At 41.7% G+C, this 25,831-nt stretch carries 19 protein-coding genes; 7 read left to right on the top strand and 12 right to left on the bottom strand.

Going from position 1 to position 25,831, the window contains the following annotated elements:
• The first annotated feature begins 109 nt into the window (after positions 1 to 109).
• Positions 110 to 1,996, top strand: coding sequence for an Nramp family divalent metal transporter (locus tag FC093_RS06990; RefSeq protein WP_137261037.1), 1,887 nt, complete (start codon positions 110 to 112; stop codon positions 1,994 to 1,996).
• A 166-nt stretch (positions 1,997 to 2,162) separates the two neighbouring features.
• Here the strand turns inward: FC093_RS06990 and FC093_RS06985 are convergent, their stop codons facing one another.
• The 3 genes from FC093_RS06985 to FC093_RS06975 form a co-directional block, all read right to left on the bottom strand.
• Positions 2,163 to 2,642: a SusF/SusE family outer membrane protein gene (locus FC093_RS06985; RefSeq protein WP_137261036.1), complete on the bottom strand. Its 480-nt coding sequence runs from the start codon at positions 2,640 to 2,642 to the stop codon at positions 2,163 to 2,165.
• Positions 2,643 to 2,759: 117 nt separating this feature from the next.
• Complete coding sequence (locus FC093_RS06980; protein ID WP_206106526.1) at positions 2,760 to 4,457, bottom strand: RagB/SusD family nutrient uptake outer membrane protein; 1,698 nt, start codon at positions 4,455 to 4,457, stop codon at positions 2,760 to 2,762.
• A 50-nt stretch (positions 4,458 to 4,507) separates the two neighbouring features.
• Positions 4,508 to 7,477: a SusC/RagA family TonB-linked outer membrane protein gene (locus FC093_RS06975; RefSeq protein ID WP_137261034.1), complete on the bottom strand. Its 2,970-nt coding sequence runs from the start codon at positions 7,475 to 7,477 to the stop codon at positions 4,508 to 4,510.
• Positions 7,478 to 8,270: 793 nt separating this feature from the next.
• Here FC093_RS06975 and FC093_RS06970 point away from each other — a divergent pair.
• Entirely contained in the window at positions 8,271 to 9,479 is a 1,209-nt protein-coding gene (locus FC093_RS06970) for an NADP-dependent isocitrate dehydrogenase (RefSeq protein WP_137261033.1), read from the top strand.
• Between the two features lie 135 nt (positions 9,480 to 9,614).
• A complete protein-coding gene (locus FC093_RS06965) occupies positions 9,615 to 10,067 on the top strand; it encodes a DMT family transporter (RefSeq protein ID WP_170971014.1) in 453 nt (150 codons plus the stop codon).
• 59 nt (positions 10,068 to 10,126) lie between these two features.
• On the opposite strand, the gene FC093_RS06960 is transcribed toward FC093_RS06965, so the two are convergent.
• Positions 10,127 to 10,732 (bottom strand): DinB family protein, encoded by a 606-nt coding sequence (locus FC093_RS06960; protein WP_170971013.1) that lies wholly within the window; start codon positions 10,730 to 10,732, stop codon positions 10,127 to 10,129.
• A 67-nt stretch (positions 10,733 to 10,799) separates the two neighbouring features.
• Entirely contained in the window at positions 10,800 to 11,387 is a 588-nt protein-coding gene (locus tag FC093_RS06955) for a Crp/Fnr family transcriptional regulator (RefSeq protein ID WP_137261030.1), read from the bottom strand.
• 75 nt (positions 11,388 to 11,462) lie between these two features.
• On the opposite strand from FC093_RS06955, the gene FC093_RS06950 reads away from it, so the two are divergent.
• The gene (locus FC093_RS06950; protein WP_137261029.1) at positions 11,463 to 11,966 is read left to right on the top strand and encodes a hypothetical protein; all 504 of its coding nucleotides are present in this window, start codon (positions 11,463 to 11,465) and stop codon (positions 11,964 to 11,966) included.
• Between the two features lie 361 nt (positions 11,967 to 12,327).
• Here the strand turns inward: FC093_RS06950 and FC093_RS06945 are convergent, their stop codons facing one another.
• The 4 genes from FC093_RS06945 to lysA all read right to left on the bottom strand — a co-directional run bounded on the left by FC093_RS06945 (position 12,328) and on the right by lysA (position 16,284).
• A complete protein-coding gene (locus FC093_RS06945) occupies positions 12,328 to 13,065 on the bottom strand; it encodes a shikimate dehydrogenase family protein (RefSeq protein ID WP_137261028.1) in 738 nt (245 codons plus the stop codon).
• Between the two features lie 4 nt (positions 13,066 to 13,069).
• Positions 13,070 to 13,849 carry a phosphosulfolactate synthase gene (locus tag FC093_RS06940; RefSeq protein ID WP_137261027.1) on the bottom strand — a complete coding sequence of 260 codons (780 nt, stop codon included), beginning with the start codon at positions 13,847 to 13,849 and terminating at the stop codon, positions 13,070 to 13,072.
• Between the two features lie 194 nt (positions 13,850 to 14,043).
• Positions 14,044 to 14,820 (bottom strand): ABC transporter ATP-binding protein, encoded by a 777-nt coding sequence (locus FC093_RS06935; protein WP_137261026.1) that lies wholly within the window; start codon positions 14,818 to 14,820, stop codon positions 14,044 to 14,046.
• A 60-nt stretch (positions 14,821 to 14,880) separates the two neighbouring features.
• A complete protein-coding gene (gene lysA, locus FC093_RS06930; protein ID WP_240743228.1) occupies positions 14,881 to 16,284 on the bottom strand; it encodes a diaminopimelate decarboxylase in 1,404 nt (467 codons plus the stop codon).
• Positions 16,285 to 16,668: 384 nt separating this feature from the next.
• Between lysA and clpB the strand changes: the two genes are divergently transcribed.
• Positions 16,669 to 19,278: an ATP-dependent chaperone ClpB gene (clpB, locus tag FC093_RS06925; RefSeq protein WP_137261025.1), complete on the top strand. Its 2,610-nt coding sequence runs from the start codon at positions 16,669 to 16,671 to the stop codon at positions 19,276 to 19,278.
• Positions 19,279 to 19,900: 622 nt separating this feature from the next.
• Here clpB and FC093_RS06920 read toward each other — a convergent pair.
• Positions 19,901 to 20,950: a glycoside hydrolase family 53 protein gene (locus FC093_RS06920; RefSeq protein WP_137261024.1), complete on the bottom strand. Its 1,050-nt coding sequence runs from the start codon at positions 20,948 to 20,950 to the stop codon at positions 19,901 to 19,903.
• A gap of 480 nt (positions 20,951 to 21,430) precedes the next feature.
• Between FC093_RS06920 and FC093_RS06915 the strand changes: the two genes are divergently transcribed.
• The gene (locus FC093_RS06915; protein WP_137261023.1) at positions 21,431 to 23,062 is read left to right on the top strand and encodes a carboxylesterase/lipase family protein; all 1,632 of its coding nucleotides are present in this window, start codon (positions 21,431 to 21,433) and stop codon (positions 23,060 to 23,062) included.
• A gap of 485 nt (positions 23,063 to 23,547) precedes the next feature.
• On the opposite strand, the gene FC093_RS06910 is transcribed toward FC093_RS06915, so the two are convergent.
• Together FC093_RS06910 and FC093_RS06905 are read right to left on the bottom strand one after the other, a co-directional pair.
• Positions 23,548 to 24,255, bottom strand: a complete 708-nt coding sequence (locus FC093_RS06910) for a phosphoadenylyl-sulfate reductase (RefSeq protein ID WP_137261022.1) — start codon at positions 24,253 to 24,255, stop codon at positions 23,548 to 23,550.
• A gap of 105 nt (positions 24,256 to 24,360) precedes the next feature.
• Positions 24,361 to 24,999, bottom strand: a complete 639-nt coding sequence (locus FC093_RS06905) for a peroxiredoxin (RefSeq protein WP_137261021.1) — start codon at positions 24,997 to 24,999, stop codon at positions 24,361 to 24,363.
• Positions 25,000 to 25,258: 259 nt separating this feature from the next.
• On the opposite strand from FC093_RS06905, the gene FC093_RS06900 reads away from it, so the two are divergent.
• Positions 25,259 to 25,786, top strand: coding sequence for a DUF4142 domain-containing protein (locus FC093_RS06900; RefSeq protein WP_137261020.1), 528 nt, complete (start codon positions 25,259 to 25,261; stop codon positions 25,784 to 25,786).
• The last annotated feature ends 45 nt before the right edge of the window (positions 25,787 to 25,831 follow it).

The following is a 25,831-nucleotide window of genomic DNA, read 5'->3' as shown; positions in this document are numbered from 1 at the left end:
TATAAACCTAACAGCCCGGCAAAGCATTAAACCACCACAATTTCCGTAATTATACATACAGTTTCATTTAACTTTTATATATACAAAATAATTTCAGGAATTTTGAACAGTGGAAAAAACTACAGCACCCGTACAGGAATTGTCCTTAGGCGAGGTACACGAGTCGGTTGATACTTCGAAACATAAGAAAAAATGGAGTCGTTTTTTTGCCTTCATTGGCCCGGCTTATCTGGTAAGCGTGGGCTACATGGATCCCGGCAACTGGGCTACCGACTTGCAGGGCGGCGCACAGTTTGGCTATACGCTTATATGGGTATTGCTGATGAGCAACCTGATGGCACTGCTACTGCAAGGTCTTAGCACCAGATTGGGCATTGTACGCCGCCGCGACCTGGCACAGGCCAACCGTGAAGTATATCCTAAAGTAGTGAACTTTTGCTTGTACCTGCTTGCCGAAATAGCCATTGCCGCCTGCGACCTTGCCGAAGTAATAGGTATGGCTATCGGTATTCAACTGCTTACCGGCTTGCCACTGGTGTGGGGTGTTTCTATAACTATTTTAGATACTTTTTTGCTGTTTTATTTGCAAAAGCTGGGCATGCGTAAGCTCGAAGCGTTTATTGTAGTGCTGATAGCCATTATAGCCCTCTCCTTTTTTGCCGAGTTGTTTTTTGCCAGGCCCGATTGGGATAATGTAGTAAAAGGCTTTAAACCTACCCTGCTCAATTCGCAGGCATTATACATTGCAGTTGGCATTATTGGCGCTACGGTAATGCCACATAATTTATACCTGCACTCCGCGCTGGTGCAAACCCGCAAGGTAAAAGCCGATGATACCAGTATCAGACGTGCACTGAAGTTTAATTTGATTGATAGTGCTGTTGCACTCAACATAGCATTTGTAGTCAATGCCTGTATTCTGATATTGGCTGCTTCCACTTTTTTTACATCGGGGCATACCAATGTAGCTACCATACAAGATGCACATAAACTGCTGGAAGGTATGCTGGGCACCAAACTGGCTCCCGTACTGTTTGCCGTAGCTTTGATTGCTGCGGGGCAAAGTTCTACTATTACCGGCACACTTGCAGGACAGATAGTAATGGAAGGATATCTCAAACTGCGTATCAACCCATTGCTGCGCCGGTTGCTTACACGCTTGCTGGCAATCATACCGGCACTATTGGTTGTAATAATTGCCGGTGAAGAAAAGGTAAATGATTTACTGGTTTTAAGCCAGGTAATATTGAGCCTGCAGTTAAGTTTTGCCATTATACCGCTCATTCATTTTGTAAGCGATAAAAAGACAATGGGTGCGTATGTCATTAAACCTTATGTACAGGTGCTTGCATGGATTGTTGCTACCATATTGGTGTATTTGAATGTAAAACTGGTGACCGAAACAGTAATAGAAGCTTTTAAAGAAGAAGGACATTTATTGTTGAAAGCAGTTATCGGGCTGGGTGCAATAGCCTTTGTATGGTTGTTTGTAATGATGGCTATTTTACCTGTTATCAACCGCAAAAAAGAACGCAAGAGCATACGGCTGCACAGCGAAGAAAAGCGATTGCAAAACCTGGATATACCGCAAACAAACCGCATTGCCATAGCGCTCGATTTCAGTAATCTGGATGAAAAGCTAATTGCCTATGCACTTAAACAAGGACAACAACATGCCAGCTATGTACTGATGCACATTGTAGAAACGGTGGCAGCTAATTACTCCGGCGAAGCTGCCGATGACTACGAAACCCGCAACGACCAGCAACAGTTGGAAGATTATGCGTGGCAATTAACAGAGCTGGGTTATGATGTAAAGACTGCTTTAGGCTACAAAGACAGAGTAGATGAAATATTGCGTATTGTAAAGACGGAAAGAGCAGATATGCTGGTGCTCGGTGCTCACCGGCACAAGGGTCTTAAGGATTATGTATATGGCGCTACGGTTGACCAGGTGCGGCATAGATTAACAATACCGGTGCTGATTGTGAGCTGATGCTTTTCTTATCACGTCCTGCTGTTGGTAAAGGCAGAAGCTATTGATAATACCAGGAGAAAACAAGGGAATGGGCACTATACCTAATATAAACCGTATTGCCGCGCGGCAATACGGTTTATATTTATACTGGTTGAAAATAAAAATTACCTAATCGCTAATGCTGTTATTCTTTTTGAAAAGTAACAGTCTGGTCCTTTGTGTTAAGCGTTATTTTATAATTACCTGCATCTGCATCAGCTAAAACCCAGTGGTAATCGGGATTACCGTTTAATGCAAGCAAAGCTTTATTATCAGTAATTGACTGCCCCGCAGTTGCCGACATAAATGTATCGGAAGTCCAGCTTAAGGCTGTTGGAAACTTAATTTCACCAGCATACAAAGGTCCTTCCCAGGTAAATTCATTCGGATTGCCGGAGGTGGGAGTCATAGGGATAGCATTATTAATATCCCATCCAACGGAGGTAGCATTGCCTACCATGTACACCTGGTCGTAGGTCAATGCTATTGGCGGACCTGCCTTTATCTCCTTTTTACAGGATACTCCAAAGAACGAAAAACCTATAACAAGCAGCAGTACATTTCTTGTTATAAGCATGGAGATGTACCTGCTTTTATCCATATTTGATACTTTTATTTTTTTCATTATTAACGTTTTTGAGTTTTGATGAATCGTTCAACAACATGTTGTTTGTGACTCAAAAGTGTAGTTAGCATTTACATTTAACATCTAACAGAACCTACATTTCAAACAGGCAAGATTTTAATAACCTGGGTTTTGTTTTAACTGAGGAGAACTGTTAAGTACATTCTGACCAATAGGATAAATCTGTGTGTGCGTATCTCCATCCGGTTGTTTATCCCACCAAGTGCCAGTATTGAATACACCCCAGCGTATAAGGTCTGTGCGCCTTCTGCCTTCTGCCAAAAATTCACGCCCCCATTCATCAATCATTTCCTGATCGGTTAACTGGCTGCCATCTGCACTGTACAGGCTCGGAGAACCGGCAGGATAATTACGTGCCCTTACTGCGTTCAAAAGTACTGCAGCACCCGCTTTATCACCAGCCCGGTATTTACATTCTGCCAGCGAGTAATAAATTTCTGCAAGCCTGATTTCTGCGTAGGCAGAGGATATTTTATTGGGGTCATCGCTTGGATAATAAGGATATTTAACCGGGAATATGCCTGAATTGTGATCGGCATGGTTCATATCCGATTCTTTATCTGCTATTTCAGTGCCCGGCTTCGCATCTAAAAACATCCCTACCTGGTCTCTGAAGTATAAAGGATAAGAACCTTTATTACCTCTCACCGTATCCTGCTCTCCATTAGAATTGATATACGGAAGATAACCATATAAAAACATACCTTCTCTTGTACTGTTGCCTAAATTCTTATACTTTTTGAGGCGGTAATCATCCGGATATTTCTGAAATTTAATGAAAGGCTTACCTAAGTTGAAAGTATATTCCACGCTGTCCACGTTTCTGCCGGGTTGCATGGCATATTTTGGATTAGCATCTCCAAAATCGGTAAAACCAAAGTATCTCGGCGCCTGGTAAGGCAGCATCCACCAGTACATGCCTCCAGTATATTGCCAGTGTGTAAGACCAAAGCTGCCCGGGAAGCCAAAAACAGTTTCCTTAGACTGCGCATTATTATAATCGAATGGAGCATCCCATCTTGTCTCCAGCGCATAGGTGCCATATTTACCATCAATAATATCCTGGCATATTGCAGCACAATCAGCAAACCGGTCAGTTCCAATATATACCTTAGCGTTTAAATATAAACGTACCAGCAGTGCTGCAGCTCCGCCCTTTGTCCATCTGCCAATGGCATTTTCGCCCAAATCATCGTTGGTTGGCAGCTTGGGAATGGCTTCCTGCAGTTCCCTTTCAATAAATGCAAAAGTTTCTTCTGGTGTAGATTGTGGTACACCTTCTGTTTCGCCTTTCACCTTTGTAATGATTTCAATATTCCGGTATAAATCAAACAGCCGGATGTACAACCATGCGCGGAGTGTATGTAGTTCTGCCGTCAGATCATCCAGTTCTGCCTGTGTCATGCTAAATTTTGCAGGATCGGTAATGCTCTCCAAATCTTCCAGCGAGTTGGTGGCAAGATTAACCCCCTGATAAAGTGCATTCCATCCGTCACTCGTATAGCCATCATTGGGTGTCCAGGTATGATAATGCAGGCGTTGATACTGTCCGCCATCAAACCAGTCGCCCTGCCTGTTGGGTGTCATAATCTGGTCGCCGGCATCTTCCTGCAATGTAAACAGGTTGTTGCCCTGGATGCTCCAGTAACTATGTTCAAAAGCCCTTAAAAAATCTCTTGTTACATCGTTCTTTGTTTGCAAAAAATTCTCCGATGTTATTCTATCATATAACTGTTCATCCAGTTTGGTGCATCCGAAAGACAAAAGCAACACCACAAGAACTGCACTTTTCATGCACTTATTTAAATTATTATTACTTATCATTTTCAAAATAAATTTTAAGCTTAGAAATTAACTTGAAGACCAAAGAGCACCTGTATGGTGGACGGATAATAGTTGAGCGTACCATTATTATCACCATTGAGATTGATGCCTGGGTACAATCCGTTCACCTGTATCAGGTCGGGGTCGCCGCCGGTAAATTTGGTAAACGTGTACAGGTTTCTGCTGGAAGCATACACACGTACAGAGCGAATATATTTGGATGTAATGGACTTTGTATAGCCCAGCATCACATTATCAATCTTTACAAAATCACCCGGTTCCAAAAAGTAATCAGATAACGAGGAATAAGTAGCCGCATTGGTAAGCTTTGAATATTTACCACCATCGTAAGCCGATGTAAGCACGTTTGCATCTGCCTGCGCCGCAGGAGTGCCCAAATAAAAAGCATAAATATTGAACAAATCGTAACCAAAGGCGCCTCGCAAAAAGATGCTCAAATCCCAGTTTTTGTACCGGAAGGTATTGCCGAGACTTGCTGTAAACTTAGGCAAGCCATTGCCTGTAAATTGCTTATCATCGTTGGTAGCCGAATTGGCAGGAATGATTTTGCCTTCCTTATCATATACCAGCAATCTGCCAAACACATCATAACCGGCAGATTTAAGTGAATAAAAGCTTCCTATTCTGGTACCTTCCTGTAGCCGCTGAACAGTACCGGGCGAACCTGGTGCAGGCATACCCACTACATCAATATAGGTTTGGCCTTTAAAGAGGTCGTTAGAAAAAGAAACAAATTTATTGCTGTTGGTAGCACCTGCAAAAGAAACATCGTAACTGAAGTTTTTACTCTTTACCGCACTGGCACTAATCTGTATTTCAAGCCCCGAATTCTTCATGGTACCCACATTTGCATAAGTTGTTCCCTGAATATTGGGCGGATTGGGCACCGAATAATATCCCAGCAAATCTTTATTGGTACGTATGTAATAGTTCAGACTTCCGGAGATTCTATTCTTCAACAGTTCAAAGTCAACCCCCACGTTAAAATTGATTGCTTTTTCCCAGCGAAGGTCGTAATTGGTATTCTGGCTTGGTCCCCACACCTGATAGGTTACTCCATTAAACACATAATAGCCGTAACCGCTGTAAGTATCCAACGAAAGATAATTACCAAAGTCCTGATTACCTGTTACACCATAATCCGCTCTTAATTTCAACCCGCTTAACCAGGAAATATTCTGCATAAATGCCTCCTGGTCTATCCGCCAGGCAACAGATGCTGCCGGAAAATAGCCCCACTTATTATTTATGCCGAATTTGGAAGAACCTTCGCGCCGCAGGCTGCCAGATAAATAATACTTCTTGTTAAAGTCATAATTCAGTCTTCCGAAAAATGCGATCAGTTTCGAACTGTTCTTGTAAGAGCCTACCCCATTTATACCTTCTTCCAAATTCCAGATACCGGTACCCAAATTATTATAAGTAAGTACATCAGAAGGGAAATCCTCATTGGACGCATTAAAGCCGGAGGATGTAAAGAGTTGATAAGAATAACCACCCAATAATTTAAAAGAATGCTTTTGAATATCTAAGGAGTAATTACCTATCCATTCAAAGCTTTTCTGATCATCTTCATCTAACTTTTGTTGTGCCGTATTTCGCCCGGTACCAAAAACCACCGTGGTATTGGTGGAGGGAGTAAAATACAGGCTTCTTAAGGAACGGCTAACCTCGCCCACAGTAGCCGTTGTGCTTAAATTTTTAAGGATATTGAGCTTAAAAGAGCCGCTTATATCCAGTTCTTTTATCTGCTGCTGGCTAAGCACCGTTTTGGCAGCCTCTACCGGGTTGTTAGCAAAAAAGCCGGTAGTGATATAAGCATATCTTCCTGCACTGTCATAAATTGGCAGTGTTGGATTCAGCGTTAAAGCATAATTGAAACCACTGTAATCTGCTACATTGGTTTTGGCGTACCGAGGCGCCACATTTAAAGTAACGGTGTACAAATTATTGGCTGAGGTATGATTGAGGTTAACACGGCCGCCATATTCTTCTTTGGATGCTCTCAGGTCAATGCCTTGTGCGTTCCTGTAATCAGCAGAAGCAAAGTAATTTGTTCTGCTGCTGCCGCCAGAAAATTGTAGCGTATGCTTTTGAGTAAAGGCGGGATTTCTGCTAACAGCCTTCATCCAATCAGTATTGCCGCCATAATCAATACCGCGCTTATTTGCTAAAAAATCTTCTTTAGAAAGCACATGCAGTTTGTTGGTGGCATAGTCAAAGGAGCCGTAGCCTTCATAAAAAGTATGCGGCTCCGATGTGCCTTTTTTTGTAGTAATCACAATTACACCATTACTACCACGTGTTCCGTAAATGGCCGAAGCTGCACCTCCTTTTAATACATCTATAGATTCAATATCGTTTTGATTAATATTATCAATGTTCCCGCCCGGTATGCCATTAATCACATAGAGCGGACCTAAGCCTGCATTGCGCGAAGAAACACCTCTTAACTGAATACTGGGCGTTGAATTGGGGTCTGCAGCAGCCGTATTAGTTACAGATAATCCTGCTACTTTGCCTTGTATTGACATTAAAGGACTGTTGCTGGCAACCTTTGTGAGGTCATTGGCAGATAAGTGTGTAATGGCACTGGAGACTTCTCTTTTATTTAACGTGCCATAACCAACAGAAACAACCGTTACGTTAGCCAGTGATTCACTGCTTGCTTTTAAAGTAACAGTAACAGATCCGTCACCAATAGGTACTTCCTCATTTTCAAATCCAATAGAACTAACAACCAAAGTAGTAGCGCCGGCAGGAACATTTAAAGAAAAAGTACCATTCGAAGCGGTTTGTGTACCTGTTTTAGTGCCTTTTATTAAAACAGAAGCATTGGCAACCGGAGTACCGGTAGAGTCGGTTACTGTACCGGTAACTGTCTTTTGAGTTTCCTGTGCAAAGCCATTAAAAGCATAAAAATATAATATACCAATTAGCACAATGCGGAAAATTCGTTTTGTTATCATAGAGTAGCTTTTAAGTAAAATAGTAGGTATTTTAAAAAGATATGTTGAAATGTAAAAGAGAGCCTGTAAGACAGAAGAATAGCGGAGGAGGCTTATTATAAAAAGCAAATGTAATTTCGGGATAAGTGGACTTTGGATTCATGCTATGGAATTTAATAATATAAATATTTGTGCGTTGCTGCTTAATTCCCTTTTTGATATTATGCATACCCTATTCTATTACTAAAGATGTCTATTGGTAAACATGAAGCAGGTTTTCTCATAGGTAACATACATGGAAGTAATACCGAACGCTATTTACATTCGCTAAAAAGTAAAAGTATTGGTTTCTCACTTCGGGCGGACGAAGATATTGTATGTCGAATAATCACACATTAATTTTAAAATTAGAGTAATACAAGCACCGATCTTTACAATACATAAACTTATTTAGAGTTTTTCGCAATAGATTGTCTCTTAATGATTCTGTTTTTCTCTAAAAATTATTACTGTTTTCAAAATCAATAACTTACGAAAAAACTCTGAGCAGGTTCCATATAAGTTCTTGTATAAAAGACAATTATTAAGTGAATAATACTACATTTTATTTTGCCGAAAGCATTGTTTGCATACCGCAACTTAGATAGTTGTTAAATATGTGTACTATTTGCAGGTATGTTCTTTAAGTAAACTTAGCCGCCTGAAACAATAAAATTTTATTGAACGCATCCTGTTTCAAAACGATTTCTAACATCATACATAAGCATTACATTTGCTACCCGTTTATTTTTTACCTATATAAAAACAAAAACCAATGGCTGAAAAAATTAAAGTAGCAAACCCGGTGGTAGAGCTGGATGGCGATGAAATGACGCGCATCATCTGGAAGTTCATCAAAGACAAACTCATTCTTCCATACATTGATGTGGATATAAAATATTATGATCTCGGTATTGAGCACCGCGACGAAACCAACGACCAGGTAACGATAGATGCGGCTAATGCTATTAAACAATATGGCGTAGGTATTAAATGTGCCACTATTACGCCAGATGAAGCCCGTGTAAAGGAATTTAACCTTAAGCAAATGTGGAAAAGCCCTAATGGCACCATTCGTAATATTTTGGATGGTACTGTATTTCGCGAACCAATTGTGTGCAGCAATGTACCGCGCCTGGTGCCCAACTGGACAGCGCCCATTTGCATTGGCCGTCATGCGTTTGGCGACCAGTACCGCGCCACCGATTTTGTAACTAAAGGCAAAGGCAAACTGATTATAAAGTTTGAGGGCGAAGACGGCAACTCCCAGGAATATGAAGTATATAATTTTAAAGGCGATGGTGTGGCTTTAGCCATGTACAACACCGATGAAAGTATCCGAGGTTTTGCACATGCTTGTTTCAATCAGGCTAAGAGTAAAGGCTGGCCGCTGTATCTTTCTACCAAAAACACTATTCTTAAAAAATATGATGGCCGCTTCAAAGATATTTTCGAGGAAGTAAGCAAAGAGTTTCCCGATGTGCACTACGAACACCGTCTCATTGACGACATGGTGGCAAGCGCGCTAAAATGGAATGGCAACTTTGTATGGGCTTGTAAAAACTATGATGGCGATGTGCAGAGCGATACCGTAGCACAAGGCTTTGGCAGTTTAGGTTTAATGACTTCTACACTGGTAACGCCTGATGGGCAAACAATGGAAGCTGAAGCTGCACATGGCACGGTAACGCGCCATTACCGCGAGCATCAGAAAGGCAATCCTACTTCTACTAATCCTATCGCTTCCATTTTTGCGTGGACACGCGGGCTGGAGTTTCGTGGTAAGCTGGACAGCAACCAGGAATTAATAAACTTTTGTCATGCATTGGAACAGGTGTGTATAGAAACAGTGGAAAGTGGTAAAATGACCAAAGATCTAGCCATTACCATCAAGCCAAAAGTGGAGCATGGTAAAGATTACCTATATACCGAAGAATTTCTGGAAGAACTGGACAAGAACCTGAAAGCAAAGCTTAATAAATAGTAGGATTTCAGATTATACTAATGAATAACTGATTATACTGATGAATAAATGTAAGCCTACCTCATCAGTATAATCAGTTTTCTGTTAATGGCATCTGTAATAAAAAATATCAGAACAAATTGTGATCAAAAAAGTATGAATTTCAAGATCCTTCTTTTTATGCTCATTATACTGGCGGGCGGTTGTATGCTGCCTATTCAGGCAGGTATTAATGGCAGGCTTGGGCGCGCTGTCAACAACCCCATAGTAGCAGCATTTATTTCGTTTATTACCGGCACTGTCCTGCTGGGTCTTTACCTGATGGCAATGCGACAAAACCCTTTCGACCTGGCAGGCACCAAAGGTGCCCCCTGGTGGATCTGGTCAGGTGGATTGATAGGTGCGTTTTTTGTAAGTATTGCCACAACGCTGGTACCACGCCTGGGTGCTACCTTATCTTTTACACTCATTATTGCGGGGCAGTTAATTATTTCCATCATCATAGATAAATACGGTTTGTTTGGCATTGCAGCCTCGGATATTAATATAAAAAAGATTGCCGGCATTAGTCTGGTCATGGCAGGTGTTTTATTAATAAAAAACAGCTAATTATTAAATCGTTTACTACAGTTAGCAGTATCCATTCTATAAATCCCTTAGCACACAACTTATACTTGCAGCTTGTAGCCTGAGGCTTGCAGTTTTGCATGCGCTATAGCCCGTTTTGCCTGTAACACATGGCGGTAGTTGTGCGCTATCAAAAACCTAAATGTATCGCCCACCGGCAGCCTGATAAATTTGCTAATGGAAACGGGTGTTGTAGCTTTTCTTAAGTCAATTCCCCTTGCTTTCTCCAGCAACTGCAATAGCATTTCCTGCTGATCTATAAAAGTGGCAATAGCTACATCACTGTTGTCATTTGCCAGCGGCGTATGATTCTTTGGCGCTTTCATTTTTCTTACAGTTCCTGCAGCATCTTTTGGCAACATCAGTTCGGTAAAATAATTACCTATCCAGCTACTTTTAAAGTCTTTTGTATGCAACACTTGTTTGCTTTTGGCTTCATCAATAGTTTTAGCGATTGCCGGTAAGTAATAAAGTCCATAGCTGTTAAGGTGCATCAGGCATTGCGTGGCACTCCATTTTTCGGGGCTTTCTTTGTGCAGCATGGTGGCGGGCGGCAGCATTTGCCATTGTTGTACTGCTTCGTTTAAAAAACTTTCTGTTTGCTGTTGCAAATCGGTAATGAGTAGATTGCTGTTGAATGTAGGCATAGTGGTTTGTTTATGTTGCAAAGCTCCCATTCACCCAAAACATAAATCTTGGCCTGCACCAAGATTTTTACAGCCGTACACTGCCTAATAATTTACTGAACGTAGTGGCATCCAATCCCAGATAAGAAGCTAAGTATTTGTGTGGAATAAGCTGTAATACATGCGGGCTGCGCTTGAGGAGCGTTTTAAACTTTTGCTCTGCCGAAAAACATTGCAGTTCTATTTGCCTTTCCAGTACGCCGGCAATTGTTACACTTAATGCCTTGCGGATAAAGGTTTCAAACGCATGGTATTGAAGCATTAAAGTATTGATATGCGCATAAGTAGTTCTTAAAAAATAGCTTTGGGTTAATGTTTCTAAGTAATATTTAGAAGGCGTTTGTAACAAAAAAGAATCCATTACGCCAGAAAAAGAATAAGGATAGCTAAACACCAAAGTAGCTTCTTTTTCTTCGGTTAAATAAAATGCACGCTGTACACCTTCTGCAACAAAATAGAGGTACTTTTCGGTATCACCGGCTGCTGTAATAAGGGTTTTTCTTTTGGCGGAAAAAGGTTGCCAGCCTTCCGCAAAAGCTTCCCATACATCGGCAGGAAGCGGATGAAAGGCATACGTAATTTTCTGCAGTTGAGCAAGTGTGGTAATAACATTCATGTACTGCTAAATTAATCTGCAACTACTTATTTTGGTATAGTTTTTTAGACCTTGCCGTTTTAAAATTAATATAAGATGATGATGAAGAAAAAACAATGGATGCAGCTTGCAGTAATGATTTTAATTTGCGTGATAACAGCAATGAGCGCCAAAGCACAAAACGGACCTTTGCGCATGGGTGTAGCTGTAGATGCAGGCTCTACTTTAAAAAACCCTGCGAGAACAACCTTGGGCGCTGATTTTAGATTGCAACAAAGTTTTGGTGGTGGCGTTTCGGGTATTTTAACTACGGGCTATTATCAATTCTTTAAAGCCAATAAATACAACGAAGGTTTTGGTATCGTTCCGTTGAAAGTGGGTTTGAAATATTTTCCGGTAAAAAATGTATATGTAGCCGGCGAAGTTGGGGCAGGCTTTGGTACTAAAAAAGGGGCAGGCACTTCGTTTGTGTATTCACCATCGTTTGGGCTTGCCTTTGGCGATGGCTTTGATGTAAGTCTTAAATACGAAAACTTTACGGATTATAATGGCTATGCGCAGCAACTGGCGCTGCGTTTTGCTTATGGCTTTAAATTGTAATAGTTGAGTTGAACAACAGCAATGATATATGCCTCTTGTGCGGGCGACCGCTTGCCAGGCCTTGCAACAAGCATCATTTATTGCCCTTAAACAAAGCTGGTATTCGGGATGGAGTCCGAAGTGTTAGCTTTCTTTGCAGCCGCATCTTTTGCCGCATCCTATGTACCCTGCTGATTACTCATTTTTCTGTGTTTCGCTTTGCATAGATTAGGTTTTTATAACAATGAATGTATATACATCGCTTTACAAATACCAAACCAAGCAAAGGAGAAAATGGGACTAAATAAAACAAAAAACCTGTACATTATTTCCTTAACAAGAAAAATAATGTACAGGTAATAGCAGCTACAACCTGCTTCAATTATTCATTCCAAATGCGCCAGTTATGTTCTGCCTGTATAGTAAGCATATCATAACCGTTTTGTATAATAGCACCTTGCGCCTGCCCAAGTGCTAAAAACTTAGTGAGCGGCGGATTATAAACAAGATCAAATAAATAGTGTTGTGGCGTAAGCAACTGATAAGGTAATGCAGGTGCTTCATTTACTTCGGGATAAGTGCCGAGCGGTGTGCAATTAATAATAATGTTGTATTGATGTAATAAAGCTTCATCTACAGCCTTGTAATCAATAATATTTTTTTCGGGTAAAGCCCTGCGCGAAACAATAAAGTACTCAATATTCATTTTTTGAAGCACATATTCTACTGCCGCCGCTGCACCGCCACTACCTAATACCAATGCTTTTGTATGATGTGGTTGTAAATGTATTTTAAAAGATTCTTCAAAACCTATTACATCGGTGTTATAACCAATCAGCGCTTTATCTTTTATGCGGATGCAATTACAGGCGCCCGTTTGCTGCACTGCTTCGGTTGTCGTGTTTAAGAAAGGTAGTACTGCTTTTTTATAAGGAATTGTTACAGCTAAACCTTGCAAGTCCGGCTCTGTTGCCAGCACATTTTCCAGTTCATCTATATCTTTTATGGCGTAGTTTTTAAACACGGCATCTACTACACCTTCCTGCTCAAACTTTTGAGTAAAATAGCGCTGCGAAAATGAGTGCGACAACGGAAAGCCAATGATACCAAATGTGCGCATGGAATTACATTCTTTGCTTGGTTAATTCATCAAGGTATAAATGGAACGTATCGCCACGCAACCCGATGCGCATCGTCTCCAGCGGAATGACTTCGTTGGGAGCAATATTGCCCAGGTTTACATTGCAACCTAATAATTCAAGGAAATATAATTGCTGCTCTTTTTGCGGTGCTTCCCACAATATTTTCTCGCCGGGTATTTGTGTAAGGATTTCATTTACGAGGCCTTCGCGTACTTCGCCGCTGCCGCGGTAAATGCCTACGTTACCACCTTCGCGCGCTTCGGCTATCACATACGAAGAACCGGCTTCCAGTTCTGCCTTCATCAGTTGAATCCATTTATACGGCGGAATAATATGTGTTGCATCTTTGCTGCCCACCTCACTTAATACAGTTGCGTGTTTTGTAAGCTTTTCTATATAGCCACATTTCTCGGCATGAGGGATAGTAATAGAGCCATCACTTACCTCCATATACGTAATGCCATAGTCTTTGCAAATAGCTATATAATCATCCAATTGATTGCGAATGAGGAAAGCTTCGAACAGCGTACCGCCAAAATAAACAGGAATGTTGTACGATTGATATACTTCAATTTTCTCGCGCAGGTTGGGCGTAACGAACGATGTTCCAAAGCCCAGTTTTACAACGTCCACATACGGGTGAGCAATGCTTAGCCAATTCTTTACATCATTAATACTTAACCCTTTATCCATTACCATGGTAATGCCGTTAACACGGGGTTGCCGGGTGCGTTCTGGTATCTGTAGCAGGTTGAAATTCATGCTATAAAATCGTTTATGTGCGGCGCAAAAATAGGAAACAGTGCGAAAGCAGCATTTATAAATCTCTTAAATAAGGAAATATGCCGGTAAGTATGTATTTATTTACAGTGGTGAGAAAAAGAAAAGAGCAGCTTGCAGAATGCCCGCTGCTCTCTGAAATTATATAAAACAGGTTGCTACCAAATAGAACAAATCTACTTCTTCTCCTCCACTTCTTCCATGCGTTTAGCCTTTGCATCCTGCAAAAAGTCGGATGCAAAGATGAAATCATTTAAGCGTTTGTTTTTGCTGAAGATAATGTCGTCCTTTGTACCCTCCCATTGCCTCAGTCCTTCGGTCATAAATAAGATGTGGTCGCCAATATCCATTACGCTGTTCATGTCGTGTGTATTGATAACCGTAGTGATGTTGTTTTCTACCGTAATATCGTGCACTAACTCATCTATCAACCCCGAAGTTTGCGGGTCGAGACCGGAGTTGGGTTCATCGCAAAACAAATACTTAGGGTTCATTACAATGGCTCTCGCAATGCCAACACGCTTCATCATACCACCACTTATCTCGGCAGGATATTTTTTATTGGCATCTTTCAGATTTACTTTTTCCAACACTTCATTCACCCGCTTTTTGCGCTCTTTATAGCTCATGTTGGTAAACATCTGCAACGGAAACATTACATTCTCTTCCACCGTTTGCGAATCAAATAATGCAGATCCCTGAAACAACATGCCTACCTGCTGGCGCAATTGCTTACGATCTTCCGCATCCATCGTTACAATGTCTTTTCCATCATAGCATATTTCACCGGCATCAGGCTGAATCAATCCAATCATTATTTTCATGAGCACCGTTTTACCACTGCCACTCGTACCAATAATGAGGTTGCACTTGCCCGTTTGCATAGTTGAACTGATGTCCTGCAACACTACTTTTTCGCCAAAGCTTTTCCGTACATGTTTTACATCAATCATGATGATTATTGTTAGTTGAATAAGGTAATTGCGTAAATGCCACGAAAACACCCATCAAAACTAAAATGCAACTTCCACCTGGTTTTTTAGCAGGTCTTCAAAGGCATCGCGTTTCCGTATCAGGTGCGTTTTACCATCTTTCACCAATACTTCGGCAGGCTTTAACCTCGAGTTGAAGTTGCTGCTCATTTCAAATCCATAAGCGCCGGCATTGTAAAAAACAAGATAATCGCCTTCGCGTACCTCATTTATTTTCCTGTCCCACGCAAATGTATCCGTCTCGCAAATATTACCTACTACGGTATAAATACGCTCCGGACCCTGCGGATTGCTGATGTTTTCAATGCGATGAAAAGCATCATAAAACATCGGGCGTATGAGGTGGTTAAAACCGGAATTTACACCTACAAAAACAGTGGCGGTTGTTTGCTTTATTACGTTGGCCTTTACCACAAAATAACCGGCTTCACTCACTAAGTATTTTCCAGGCTCAAACCATACTTCCAATTTCCTGCCAGTCTCCTGTTCATATACTTTAAATGCTTCGGCAACTTTTTCGCCCAAAGCACGCACGTCGGTTGCTACATCATCTTGTTGATACGGCACTTTAAAACCACTGCCCAAATCAATAAACTCTATTTGTGGAAAATGGGTAGCAATGTCAAACATCACTTCCAATCCGCGCAAAAACACTTCAATATCTTTTATTTCACTGCCGGTGTGCATGTGCAAGCCATTCACATGCAGGTTGGCACTTTTAATAATGCGCTCAATATGGCGCAACTGGTGTATGGAAATCCCAAACTTGCTATCAATATGCCCGGTAGAAATCTTGTAATTGCCGCCTGCCATAATATGGGGGTTAAGGCGAATACATACCGGATAGCTATTGCCATAGCGGTTACCAAACTGTTCCAGAATAGAAATATTATCTATGTTCAAATTTACACCAAGCCCTTTTGCTTCATCAATCTCTGCAAAATCAACACAGTTAGGGGTAAATAAAATACGTTTTGCATCAAAGCCGGCTTTCAATCCCAGCTTTACTTCATTAATACTTACACAGTCAAGATTAGCCCCCAACTGATTTACCAGCTTTAATATATTGATATTGGTAAGTGCCTTGCAGGCATAAAAAAACTTTGCCTTACAGCCGGCAAAAGCTTGTTGCAGTTCTGCTAATTGTTGTTCTATTTTTTCGGCATGGTACACATAAACCGGTGTACCAAATTCATTTGCAATCTCTATTAATTGCGCATTGGTTAGTTGCTCCAGCATAATGCGCGCGAAGATACGGCGTGCCGATGGTTTGTCGTAATGATTAACGAATTGAATAATAGCACAACCCTGCCTGTCGGCAGACAGGAATGACACGGATGCTTCAACACGGACTAGAACGGAAAGTGTATTAAGTAAGGATAAAACTAATGACTGACCGATAAAACCGATGAGTACAATATCCATTCAATTTTACAGATGCTACCCGCATTCGTCATTCCGATAAAACTGTTGCTCATTCGCCAATGATTTATTCTTTTAATTGGTGGTAACTCGGAATGGTGGAGTCAAGTAGCATCTTATAGCGTCATCAAAATAATTATTTACTCATCCTCTTACTCCAAACCTCATAGCTTTAACCTTCCGTTTTACCAAACTAAATACCTCTTGGAATAGTTTCTGTGGAAGAATTTTTTTTGAACTGAAAAAATAGCATAAAAGCCTTTGCAGCACTGCATTACAGTCAGTATAAACATGTAAAAAATGACATAATTTCTACATACTTTATGCTGGTTTGATGTTTGATTGATAAGCTATACTAATCACAGCTAAAAAGATTGAAAACACGATATGAATTTAAATAATTATACCATCAAAGCACAGGAAAGCATCCAGGCGGCACAGCAGGTAGCTTTCAATAGCGGCAATACCAATATTGAAACCGCTCACCTGCTCAAAGCTTTACTGGATGATAAGGATAGTCCTGTAGAATATTTATTAAAGAAAAACAACGTCAATGTACAGTACGTTGACAACAAGCTGGACGATATTATCAGCCGCCTGCCCAGAACCGAAGGCGGACAGCCGGCGCAAAGCATCAGCCGCGATTTGAATAATGCGCTGCTGTATGCTCCTTCTACCCTCAAACAATTTGGCGATGAGTTTGTAAGTGTTGAGCATTTGCTGCTGGCGGTACTGCATGGCAACGATAATGTATCTAAATTATTGAAAGATGCCGGACTTACCGAAAAGGGTTTAGTAGCTGCCATCAAGGATTTACGTAAAGGTTCAACCGTTAATTCACAAACTTCTTCTACGCAATACAATGCATTACAGAAGTATGCCCGCAACCTCAATGACATGGCTATCAACGGTAAGCTGGACCCCGTTATCGGCCGCGATGAAGAAATCCGTAGAACCTTGCATATTCTTTCGCGCCGCAGCAAAAACAACCCCATTTTGGTAGGTGAGCCGGGTGTAGGTAAAACAGCTATTGCCGAAGGTTTGGCAATGCGTATTGTAAATGGCGATGTGCCCGAAAATCTGAAGAGTAAGATTATTTATGCGCTGGATATGGGTCAGTTGATTGCCGGTGCAAAATATAAAGGGGAGTTTGAGGAAAGGCTAAAAGGCGTAGTGAAAGAGGTAAGTGAGAGCGAAGGCGAAATCCTGCTTTTTATAGATGAGATACACACGCTCGTAGGCGCTGGCGGTGGCGAAGGTGCCATGGACGCAGCAAATATTTTGAAACCTGCATTGGCACGTGGTGAGCTGAGGGCCATTGGTGCAACCACCTTAAACGAGTATCAAAAATACTTTGAAAAAGATAAGGCCTTGGAACGTCGTTTCCAAAAAGTAATGATTGATGAACCGAATGTAGAAGATGCTATTTCTATCCTGCGTGGCATTAAAGACCGTTACGAAACGCACCATCACGTGCGCATCAAAGATGAAGCAATTATTGCAGCAGTGGAATTATCCAACCGATATATCACTGACCGTTTCTTACCCGACAAAGCCATTGACTTAATAGATGAAAGCGCCGCCAAGCTTCGTTTGGAAATGAACTCCCAACCCGAAGAACTGGATAAGCTGGAACGCCAGATTCGCCAGTTGGAAATTGAGCGCGAAGCCATCAAGCGGGAGAATGATGAAGAAAAGCTGAAAGATTTAGCGCAGGAAATTTCGCTCTTAAGTGTGCAGCGGGACACGCTGAAGGCTAAATGGAGTGAAGAAAAAGAAGTGGTTGAAAAAATTCAAACCGCTAAGGCAACAATTGAAGAGTTGAAGCAGGAAGCAGAACGTGCAGAACGTGAGGGCGACTTTGGCAAAGTAGCAGAAATACGCTACGGTAAAATAAAAGAGCAGGAAAAGATTATTGCTGACAACTCCAAAGAACTGGATGCTATTAGCGAAAGAAGATTATTAAAAGAAGAAGTAGATGCGGAAGACATTGCGGAAGCTATTGCAAAAGCTACTGGTATACCGGTAAGCAAAATGCTGCAAAGCGAAAGAGAAAAACTGTTGAATTTAGAAGATGAATTGCACAAGCGTGTAGTAGGTCAGGATGAAGCAATAGAAGCTGTTGCCGATGCTATCCGCCGTAGCCGTGCCGGTTTGCATGATCCCAAAAAACCAATTGGTTCTTTCATCTTCTTAGGCACCACCGGTGTGGGTAAAACAGAGTTGGCAAAAGCACTTGCCGAGTATTTGTTTGATGATGAAAATATGCTTACCCGCATAGACATGAGCGAGTATCAGGAAAAGCATTCTGTGTCGCGCTTAGTGGGTGCGCCTCCGGGCTATGTAGGTTATGATGAAGGTGGACAATTAACGGAAGCGGTGCGCCGCAAACCATACAGTGTAGTACTGTTGGATGAGATAGAAAAAGCACATCCGGATGTGTTCAACGTATTGCTGCAGGTGCTGGATGATGGTCGCCTTACCGACAATAAAGGTCGCGTGGTAAACTTTAAAAACACCATCATCGTTATGACCAGCAATGTGGGCAGCCAGGTAATTCAGGATGCCTTTGAAGATATAGATGAAAAGAATATGGAGGATGTAGTAGAGCGTACCAAAGATGCTGTGATTGATATGCTGCGACAAACCATACGTCCTGAGTTCTTCAACCGTATTGATGAAGTGATTATGTTCCGCCCATTGTCGCGCAAGGAAATAAAAGGTATCATCCGCATACAATTAGACCAGTTGAAAAAGACAGTGGCTATGAATGGCATAGACCTTCAGTTCAGCGATTATGCCCTGGATTATTTGGCACGGAACGGCTATGATCCGCAGTTGGGGGCAAGACCCTTGAAGCGTTTAATCCAGAAAGAAATTATTAATGGATTAAGCAAAAAAATACTCAGCGGTACAATAGATAAAAGTCAGCCTGTGCTCGTAGATGTATTTGACGATAAAGTAGTCTTCAGAAATGAAGTGCATGAACATGCGTAAGCATTTTTGAGTAAATAAAATAGAAATCCCGGTGTTTAAAAGCATCGGGATTTTTTGTTTTTATACCGCGGAGATATGAAGGCGCAAAGGTGTATAAAGAAAGAAGAAACATTTAAGTACTTGCTGTCCGTCCTTCCGGAAGGATTAGACTGTCTTGCGCCATCAAACAACCATAGCTTCGCGCCTTCATATCTCCGCGGTATAAAAAACTTACTCTCACCACAATCGTAGGGCGCCCTGTTCCGCTAACACTGCACAGACCAACCTAATTGGGAGATAAGAGCTTATAAGAACGTTAGGGAGTTTGGCAAAAGAGGTTCAAATAAGAGGGTAAAATAAAAGCGCCTGTTTATAATAAAACAAGCAAAGGAAGTATGACAAGCTTTAAGGTAAAAGAATAATTACTGGATGTAAATGCAATAAAAAACAAGCAATTTCATATTGCGAAAAGCTATAGATACGCTCCTTTTTGTGCAATTTAATTTAATAGTCAATGTGCTATTGTTATCCCGATTTTAACAGCATATCAAAGCATGGATTTAGCTGTTACCTGCAATACAGCGCGAAGTGCACATCATCTTCCGAATACTAAAAGTGAGCTAAATTTTTGTTATAGGATGAATTATTCCACCAGAAAGGCATCTAAGGCTTTTGTAGGCCTGCCGTTATCGCCCCAGGCACTCAGTCCATAATGGCTCCAGCTTCTCGCACCTTCAGGCTCCCAGTAGATGACTCCTAAACCTTTACCATTGGGCACGGCTTTTACTTTTTGCATTACAGCTACCAACATATCGTAAGTGTTTTGTACTTTAAAATCCTCCCCACCTACTTCCACAACCATTACTTCTTTATTATATCGTGTCGCCATATCTTTTAAATTATTGCCCAAGTCATCAATAGACAACGTGTAATCGGGTTTACCTTCGAGCCAGTAGGGATAGTATGACAAGCCAATCACATCAAACTTTGCACCGTTTACTGTAGCACTGTCAAACCAGGTACGGAACCGCTGGTTATTATTTCCCTGGTCAACATGCAAAATCACTTTCGTGGCCGGGCTAACTGTTTTTACAGCCGCATACCCCTGATTGATTAATTGTGCCAGACTATCCCAATGTTGCGTGCTGCCTTCGGGATAAATCATGCCGCTTGCAGTTTCGTTGCCTACTTGTACCCATTCGGGTGCTATGCCTGCATTTTTAAGTGCCTGCATGACCGCTTTGGTATAATCATACACATCTGTAAGTAATTGTGGAAAAGGATGACCTTCCCAGGCAGCAGGTTTATTTTGCTTACCAGGATCTGCCCAGCTATCGCTGTAGTGAAAATCAATCATTACGCGCATGCCCCATTTTTGTGCACGCACTGCCATTGCCACTGTCTCCTCTTTGCTGCAATGACCGCTGGCGGGATTATCTGAAGGATTAACCCAGGTGCGTAAACGAATGGTATTGATGCCATGATCCTTCAAAATCTTAAAACAATCTTCCTGTACACCATTATCGTTGTAAAACTTATAGCCAGTAGCTTCCATTTGCGGCAACCAGCTTATATCGGCTCCTTTTACAAAGGGTGTGCTGTTGATTTTCTGAGGAGCTGTTTTTTGTGAACAACCAATATGCAATAAGACGCAAAAGAATACAAGTGCAAGATATTTCGATACTATTTTCATATGCTGTAAATGGGATAAAATTAAAGATTATAGCTCTTCTTCTGTGCAGTTCATATTTTAGCAGTTATTATATTTTTTGGTGGAATGGAATTGATAGGTATAAAAGAGCTTGTAAAGAAATAATGGAAGTCACTTCATTTTTATATCATGTTGCGCGATGCTTACACAAGGCTGGCGCAGGTTTAAAAAGGAGTATTGATTTAAAATAACCTTTAGATGCTTTACTGCCAATTACAAACATAGCTTGAGAACACCAAATTAAATCATTAATTCTTTACAACTACCTGTGATGAAAACGCGCACCAGCAACAATCTTATAGCAATACCACCTGATTTATAAACATCCTTACATTACTCTTTTTGCTTTTGCCCGGAATAGAAAAGAAAATACCAATTATTTTAAACTACCACCATTATGCTTTACTGTTTTTAGTAGTATTGTAATGTCGTTATTTTGATCACACCTAATGAATTGTTTGCATGAAAAAAACGTTTCTCTTATTATCACCTGCTGTTCTGTTTTGTACTATGCTGTTTGCACAACTAAACAATGATATGGCACCACCACGTGTAAAGGTTGCCAATGGCATGCTCGAAGGCGTTAATGTATCGGGCATCCGCGAGTTTAAAGGAGTGCCATATGCCGCACCACCCGTTGGTAATTTGCGCTGGCGCGAACCGCAGCCCGCGCAAAACTGGACTGGCGTGCGCAAAGCAGACCATTTTGGTCCGCGTGCCATGCAGTTGCCCCTCTTTGGCGATATGAATTTCCGCTCCGATGGCATGAGTGAAGACTGCCTGTACCTGAATGTATGGACGCCGTCGAAAACCGGCAACGATCATCTGCCGGTAATGGTGTATTTCTACGGCGGCGGTTTTGTGGCGGGCGATGGTTCGGAGCCACGCTATGATGGCGAAAGTATGGCACGCAGGGGTATTGTAGCAGTTACAGTCAATTATCGCCTTGGCGTATTTGGCTTTTTTGCCCACCCCGAATTAACAAAAGAATCTCCGCATCATGCTTCGGGCAACGAAGGCTTGCTCGATCAAAGTGCGGCCTTACAATGGGTGCAGCAAAATATTGCAGCTTTTGGTGGCGATCCTAAAAAAATTACGATTGCCGGCGAATCTGCCGGTTCTTATTCTGTAAGTGCGCAAATGGCTTCCCCCCTTTCCAGAAATATCATCAATGGCGCTATTGGCGAAAGTGGCTCTTTACTGGGGCTGAATCCTGCTGTTTCGCTGGCAGATGGTGAAAAGTTTGGGGTTCAGTTTGCCGATAGCGTAAACGCCAAATCATTGGCAGAATTACGTGCTATGTCTGCCGAACAATTGCTGAAAGCTACTTCCAAGCCCGGCTACGCACGTTTTCCGGTAGTGGTGGATGGTTATTTTTTCCCTAAGCAACCGATTGCTATTTATAAAGCGGGGGAACAGGCAAAAGTACCTTTATTAGTGGGCTGGAATTCACAGGAGATGCCTTATCAGGTCGTATTAGGCAAAGATGAACCCACTATTGAAAATTATACCAAAGCTGTACAAAAATTGTATAGCGATAAAGCACAGGATGTATTATCAGTCTATACAGCAAATACCGATGCAGATGTAAAGACAGTAGCCACCAAATTGGCGAGTGATCGCTTTATTGGCTTTAGCACCTGGCGCTGGAGCGATGTGCAGGCACAAACAAGCAGCCAACCGGTGTACCGGTACATGTATGCGCGCCCACGCCCGCAAATGCGTGCTGAAATGGGCAATGCCACAGCCGGCTTAGCTGGCGGTGTTATTAAAGATAGCCCGGCTGCTAAAACACCGCCTCCGCCACCAGCTACCGGCGCAGTTCACTCGGCAGAGATTGAATATGCGCTGGGTAATTTATCCACTAATCGCGTGTACGACTGGCAACCGGAAGATTTTGAAGTATCGCAGATTATGCAGGCATTCTTTGTAAACTTTATTACAACTGGCAATCCCAATGGTTTAGGCGTTCCCAACTGGCAACCGGTGGAGAAAAACCAACCCGCTACAGTAATGCATATAGATGCCAATACCGCAGCAGCAACGGAGCAGCATCGCGATCAATACCTGATGATGGAAAAGATGGCAAAATGATTCTTTTTGATCGGGATATTGCCTGATATTTTCTAATGAGGCTGATATTAAGCATTTCGTCATTGCGAGTACAAGCAAAGCAGTCGGTGGGTGATGGTAAAATCAAAATGAGCTATCAATAACAATTTATTGCAAAGCTCAAAGTGAGCCATCCATTTTGATTTACAGCTATCCACAGATTGCTGCACTGCGCTCGCAATGACAATTTTTTAGTGTTCCTTTATGCCAAAATTTCAATACATCTCCGGTTTAAAAATCACGTACTTGCATAACTGTTCAATAGATATTCAATAACTGCAGTGTGCGATCACCACCTGTGGCGGTACAAGGCGCAAGGGACGATTCAAAGTAGTAAAGCACGTCCTAATAAAAAGGAAAACACCTTGCGGTGTTTTCCTGTAAAAAATTACTATTACCTACTATACACATAAGAAACCATCAGATTTTACCGATAGTTTTTATGTATCGTAAACAAATTACGTGCATTATTTAGCAATAGTGGAAACGTGCAACCCGCACTCTTTCTTAGAGGCTTCCCACCACCATCTGCCGGCGCGTGGATCTTCACCGGGCTCAATGGCACGGGTGCAAGGTGCACAACCAATACTAATGAAACCTTTATCGTGCAGCTTGTTGTAAGGCACGTGGTATTCTTTGATATAATTCAGCACTTCATCGTATGTCCAGTGGAGCAATGGATTAAATTTGTACAACTGGCGCTCTTTGTTCCACTCTACCAGCGGCATGTGGCTGCGGTTTTCGCTTTGCTCGCTGCGAATGCCGGTTACCCACACCTTGGCACCCTGTAAAGCACGGTTGAGCGGTTCTATCTTGCGCACCGCACAGCAGGATATACGATTCTCAACTGAATGATAAAAGCCATTAATGCCATTTTGCTGCACCAATTGCTGCACCATTTCAGCCTGCGGAAAATAAACTTTGATTTCTTTATTATACCGATAACCTGTACGCTCTATCAAATCGTACGTTTCGGGAAATAAACGACCGGTATCCAGTGTAAAGATTTCTACATCTATTTTATTACGCCAGATCATATCGGTGATTACCTGGTCTTCCTGCCCCAGCGAACTGGAAAATTTTACCGCACCCGGAAACAGGCTCGAAAAATAAGCAAGTGTATCTTCTATACTATGCTCCGTTGCAAACTCTTCTAATGTATTCAAATGCTCCATAGAAATAATCTTATACTTCCTTTTTCAAATATCCTACCAAAGAGGTGGACTAAATTGTTCTTAAAAAACCTTGCACTTTAAACACAAGGTTTTTATAAAAACAACTTAGTCAACGTTTGGCTGAGGTGTATATCTTAAATAAGGTTTTACAATTTTTACGCCCTTTGGAAACCTTTGGTGCGCATCTTCTGTTTTTACAGCACCTGTAATAATAACGTCTTCGCCGTGCTTCCAATCGGCAGGTGTAGCTACGCTGTGGTTGGCAGTAAGCTGCAGCGAATCAATCACCCGTAATACTTCTATAAAGTTTCTGCCTGTAGAAGCAGGGTAAGTGATGGTGAGCTTTATTTTTTTATCGGGGCTAATTACAAATAAGGAACGAACGGTATGCGTCTCCGATGCATTTGGATGGATCATGCCGTACAATTCGGCAACATGATGGTCTTCATCAGCAATAATAGGAAACTCAACCGTGCAATTTTGCGTTTCGTTGATGTCCTTAATCCAGCCCGTATGTTGCTCCACAGAATCTACACTTACGGCCAATATTTTTACATTGCGTTTTTCAAACTCTTCATTTAATGAAGCCATCCGGCCTAATTCGGTAGTGCAAACCGGTGTAAAATCTCCGGGATGCGAAAACAATACACCCCAGCTATCACCAAGAAATTCATAAAAATCTATATCACCACTAGAGGTTTCTGCCTTGAAATTGGGAGCGGTGTCGCCTAAACGTAAACTCATAATTGTAATTTATTTATTAATGTTGAGAAATATGGTTTGGACTGTAAAAGTAGTAATTCTCTACAAAAAAAGTGGACTAATAAAAAAATTTCACTTTTTTGATTAAATTACCACATTGCTAATTGCCTCTGTTTGAGGCGAGTGTAAACTATTATGCCGGAAGCAGCACTCTGACTGATGATTGTTTGTAGAAAAAATTAAAATGTGGCATGTTATTGCGTAATTCCACAACGCAATTTTTTAAATAAAAACTCAACCTATGAAAGTAACACTGATGGCCCTCACCGGGCTGCTGGCGGTAGCGAGCTTCTGTGCCTGCGACAACAACGATGACACTGACAACATGAATGGAATGGTAAATGCCACCGACTCGGCATTTGTATTGAGTGCCGGCATGAGTAACGCTGCTGAAATAGATGCAGCAAATCTGGCGCTCACCAAATCAACGGACTCCGCTATTCTGCACTTTGCGCAAATGATGATTACTGATCATTCGGCAGCACAGACAAGCCTTGCAGCTATAGCAGGTAAATACAATCTTACCGTACCAGACAGTGCCGATGCTATGCACCAGCAACTGGCAGCATCATTGGCATTAATGAGTGGCAGAGCGTTTGACTCGATGTACATTCACCAACAGGTAACCGACCACCAGGCTGCTGTTCAATTGTATCAAAATGAAGAAAATGGTGGTAACAATACCGATTTGAAAAACTTTGCAGATTCCACACTACCAAAATTGCAAATGCATCTGGATAGCGCTAATACTATCGTAGCAAATTATTAAGGTATCTGTATAGTTTTAAATAATCTCCGCAAAAGTTGAATGCTT

Source organism: Ilyomonas limi (assembly GCF_005233845.1).
Lineage (GTDB): Bacteria > Bacteroidota > Bacteroidia > Chitinophagales > Chitinophagaceae > Ilyomonas > Ilyomonas limi.
This window is presented reverse-complemented; position numbering and strand designations above follow the sequence as displayed.

Coding starts and splice junctions, on each gene's coding strand:
- FC093_RS06950 (WP_137261029.1), top strand. CDS start 11,463: ATGATGATGAAGAAAAAACAATGGATGCAGCTTGCAGTAATGATTTTA.
- FC093_RS06945 (WP_137261028.1), bottom strand. CDS start 13,065: ATGCGCACATTTGGTATCATTGGCTTTCCGTTGTCGCACTCATTTTCG.
- FC093_RS06980 (WP_206106526.1), bottom strand. CDS start 4,457: ATGAAAAGTGCAGTTCTTGTGGTGTTGCTTTTGTCTTTCGGATGCACC.
- FC093_RS06955 (WP_137261030.1), bottom strand. CDS start 11,387: ATGAATGTTATTACCACACTTGCTCAACTGCAGAAAATTACGTATGCC.
- FC093_RS06905 (WP_137261021.1), bottom strand. CDS start 24,999: ATGAGTTTACGTTTAGGCGACACCGCTCCCAATTTCAAGGCAGAAACC.
- lysA (WP_240743228.1), bottom strand. CDS start 16,284: ATGGATATTGTACTCATCGGTTTTATCGGTCAGTCATTAGTTTTATCC.
- FC093_RS06920 (WP_137261024.1), bottom strand. CDS start 20,950: ATGAAAATAGTATCGAAATATCTTGCACTTGTATTCTTTTGCGTCTTA.
- FC093_RS06960 (WP_170971013.1), bottom strand. CDS start 10,732: ATGCCTACATTCAACAGCAATCTACTCATTACCGATTTGCAACAGCAA.
- clpB (WP_137261025.1), top strand. CDS start 16,669: ATGAATTTAAATAATTATACCATCAAAGCACAGGAAAGCATCCAGGCG.
- FC093_RS06940 (WP_137261027.1), bottom strand. CDS start 13,849: ATGAATTTCAACCTGCTACAGATACCAGAACGCACCCGGCAACCCCGT.
- FC093_RS06970 (WP_137261033.1), top strand. CDS start 8,271: ATGGCTGAAAAAATTAAAGTAGCAAACCCGGTGGTAGAGCTGGATGGC.
- FC093_RS06910 (WP_137261022.1), bottom strand. CDS start 24,255: ATGGAGCATTTGAATACATTAGAAGAGTTTGCAACGGAGCATAGTATA.
- FC093_RS06935 (WP_137261026.1), bottom strand. CDS start 14,820: ATGATTGATGTAAAACATGTACGGAAAAGCTTTGGCGAAAAAGTAGTG.
- FC093_RS06985 (WP_137261036.1), bottom strand. CDS start 2,642: ATGAAAAAAATAAAAGTATCAAATATGGATAAAAGCAGGTACATCTCC.
- FC093_RS06975 (WP_137261034.1), bottom strand. CDS start 7,477: ATGATAACAAAACGAATTTTCCGCATTGTGCTAATTGGTATATTATAT.
- FC093_RS06965 (WP_170971014.1), top strand. CDS start 9,615: ATGAATTTCAAGATCCTTCTTTTTATGCTCATTATACTGGCGGGCGGT.
- FC093_RS06900 (WP_137261020.1), top strand. CDS start 25,259: ATGAAAGTAACACTGATGGCCCTCACCGGGCTGCTGGCGGTAGCGAGC.
- FC093_RS06915 (WP_137261023.1), top strand. CDS start 21,431: ATGAAAAAAACGTTTCTCTTATTATCACCTGCTGTTCTGTTTTGTACT.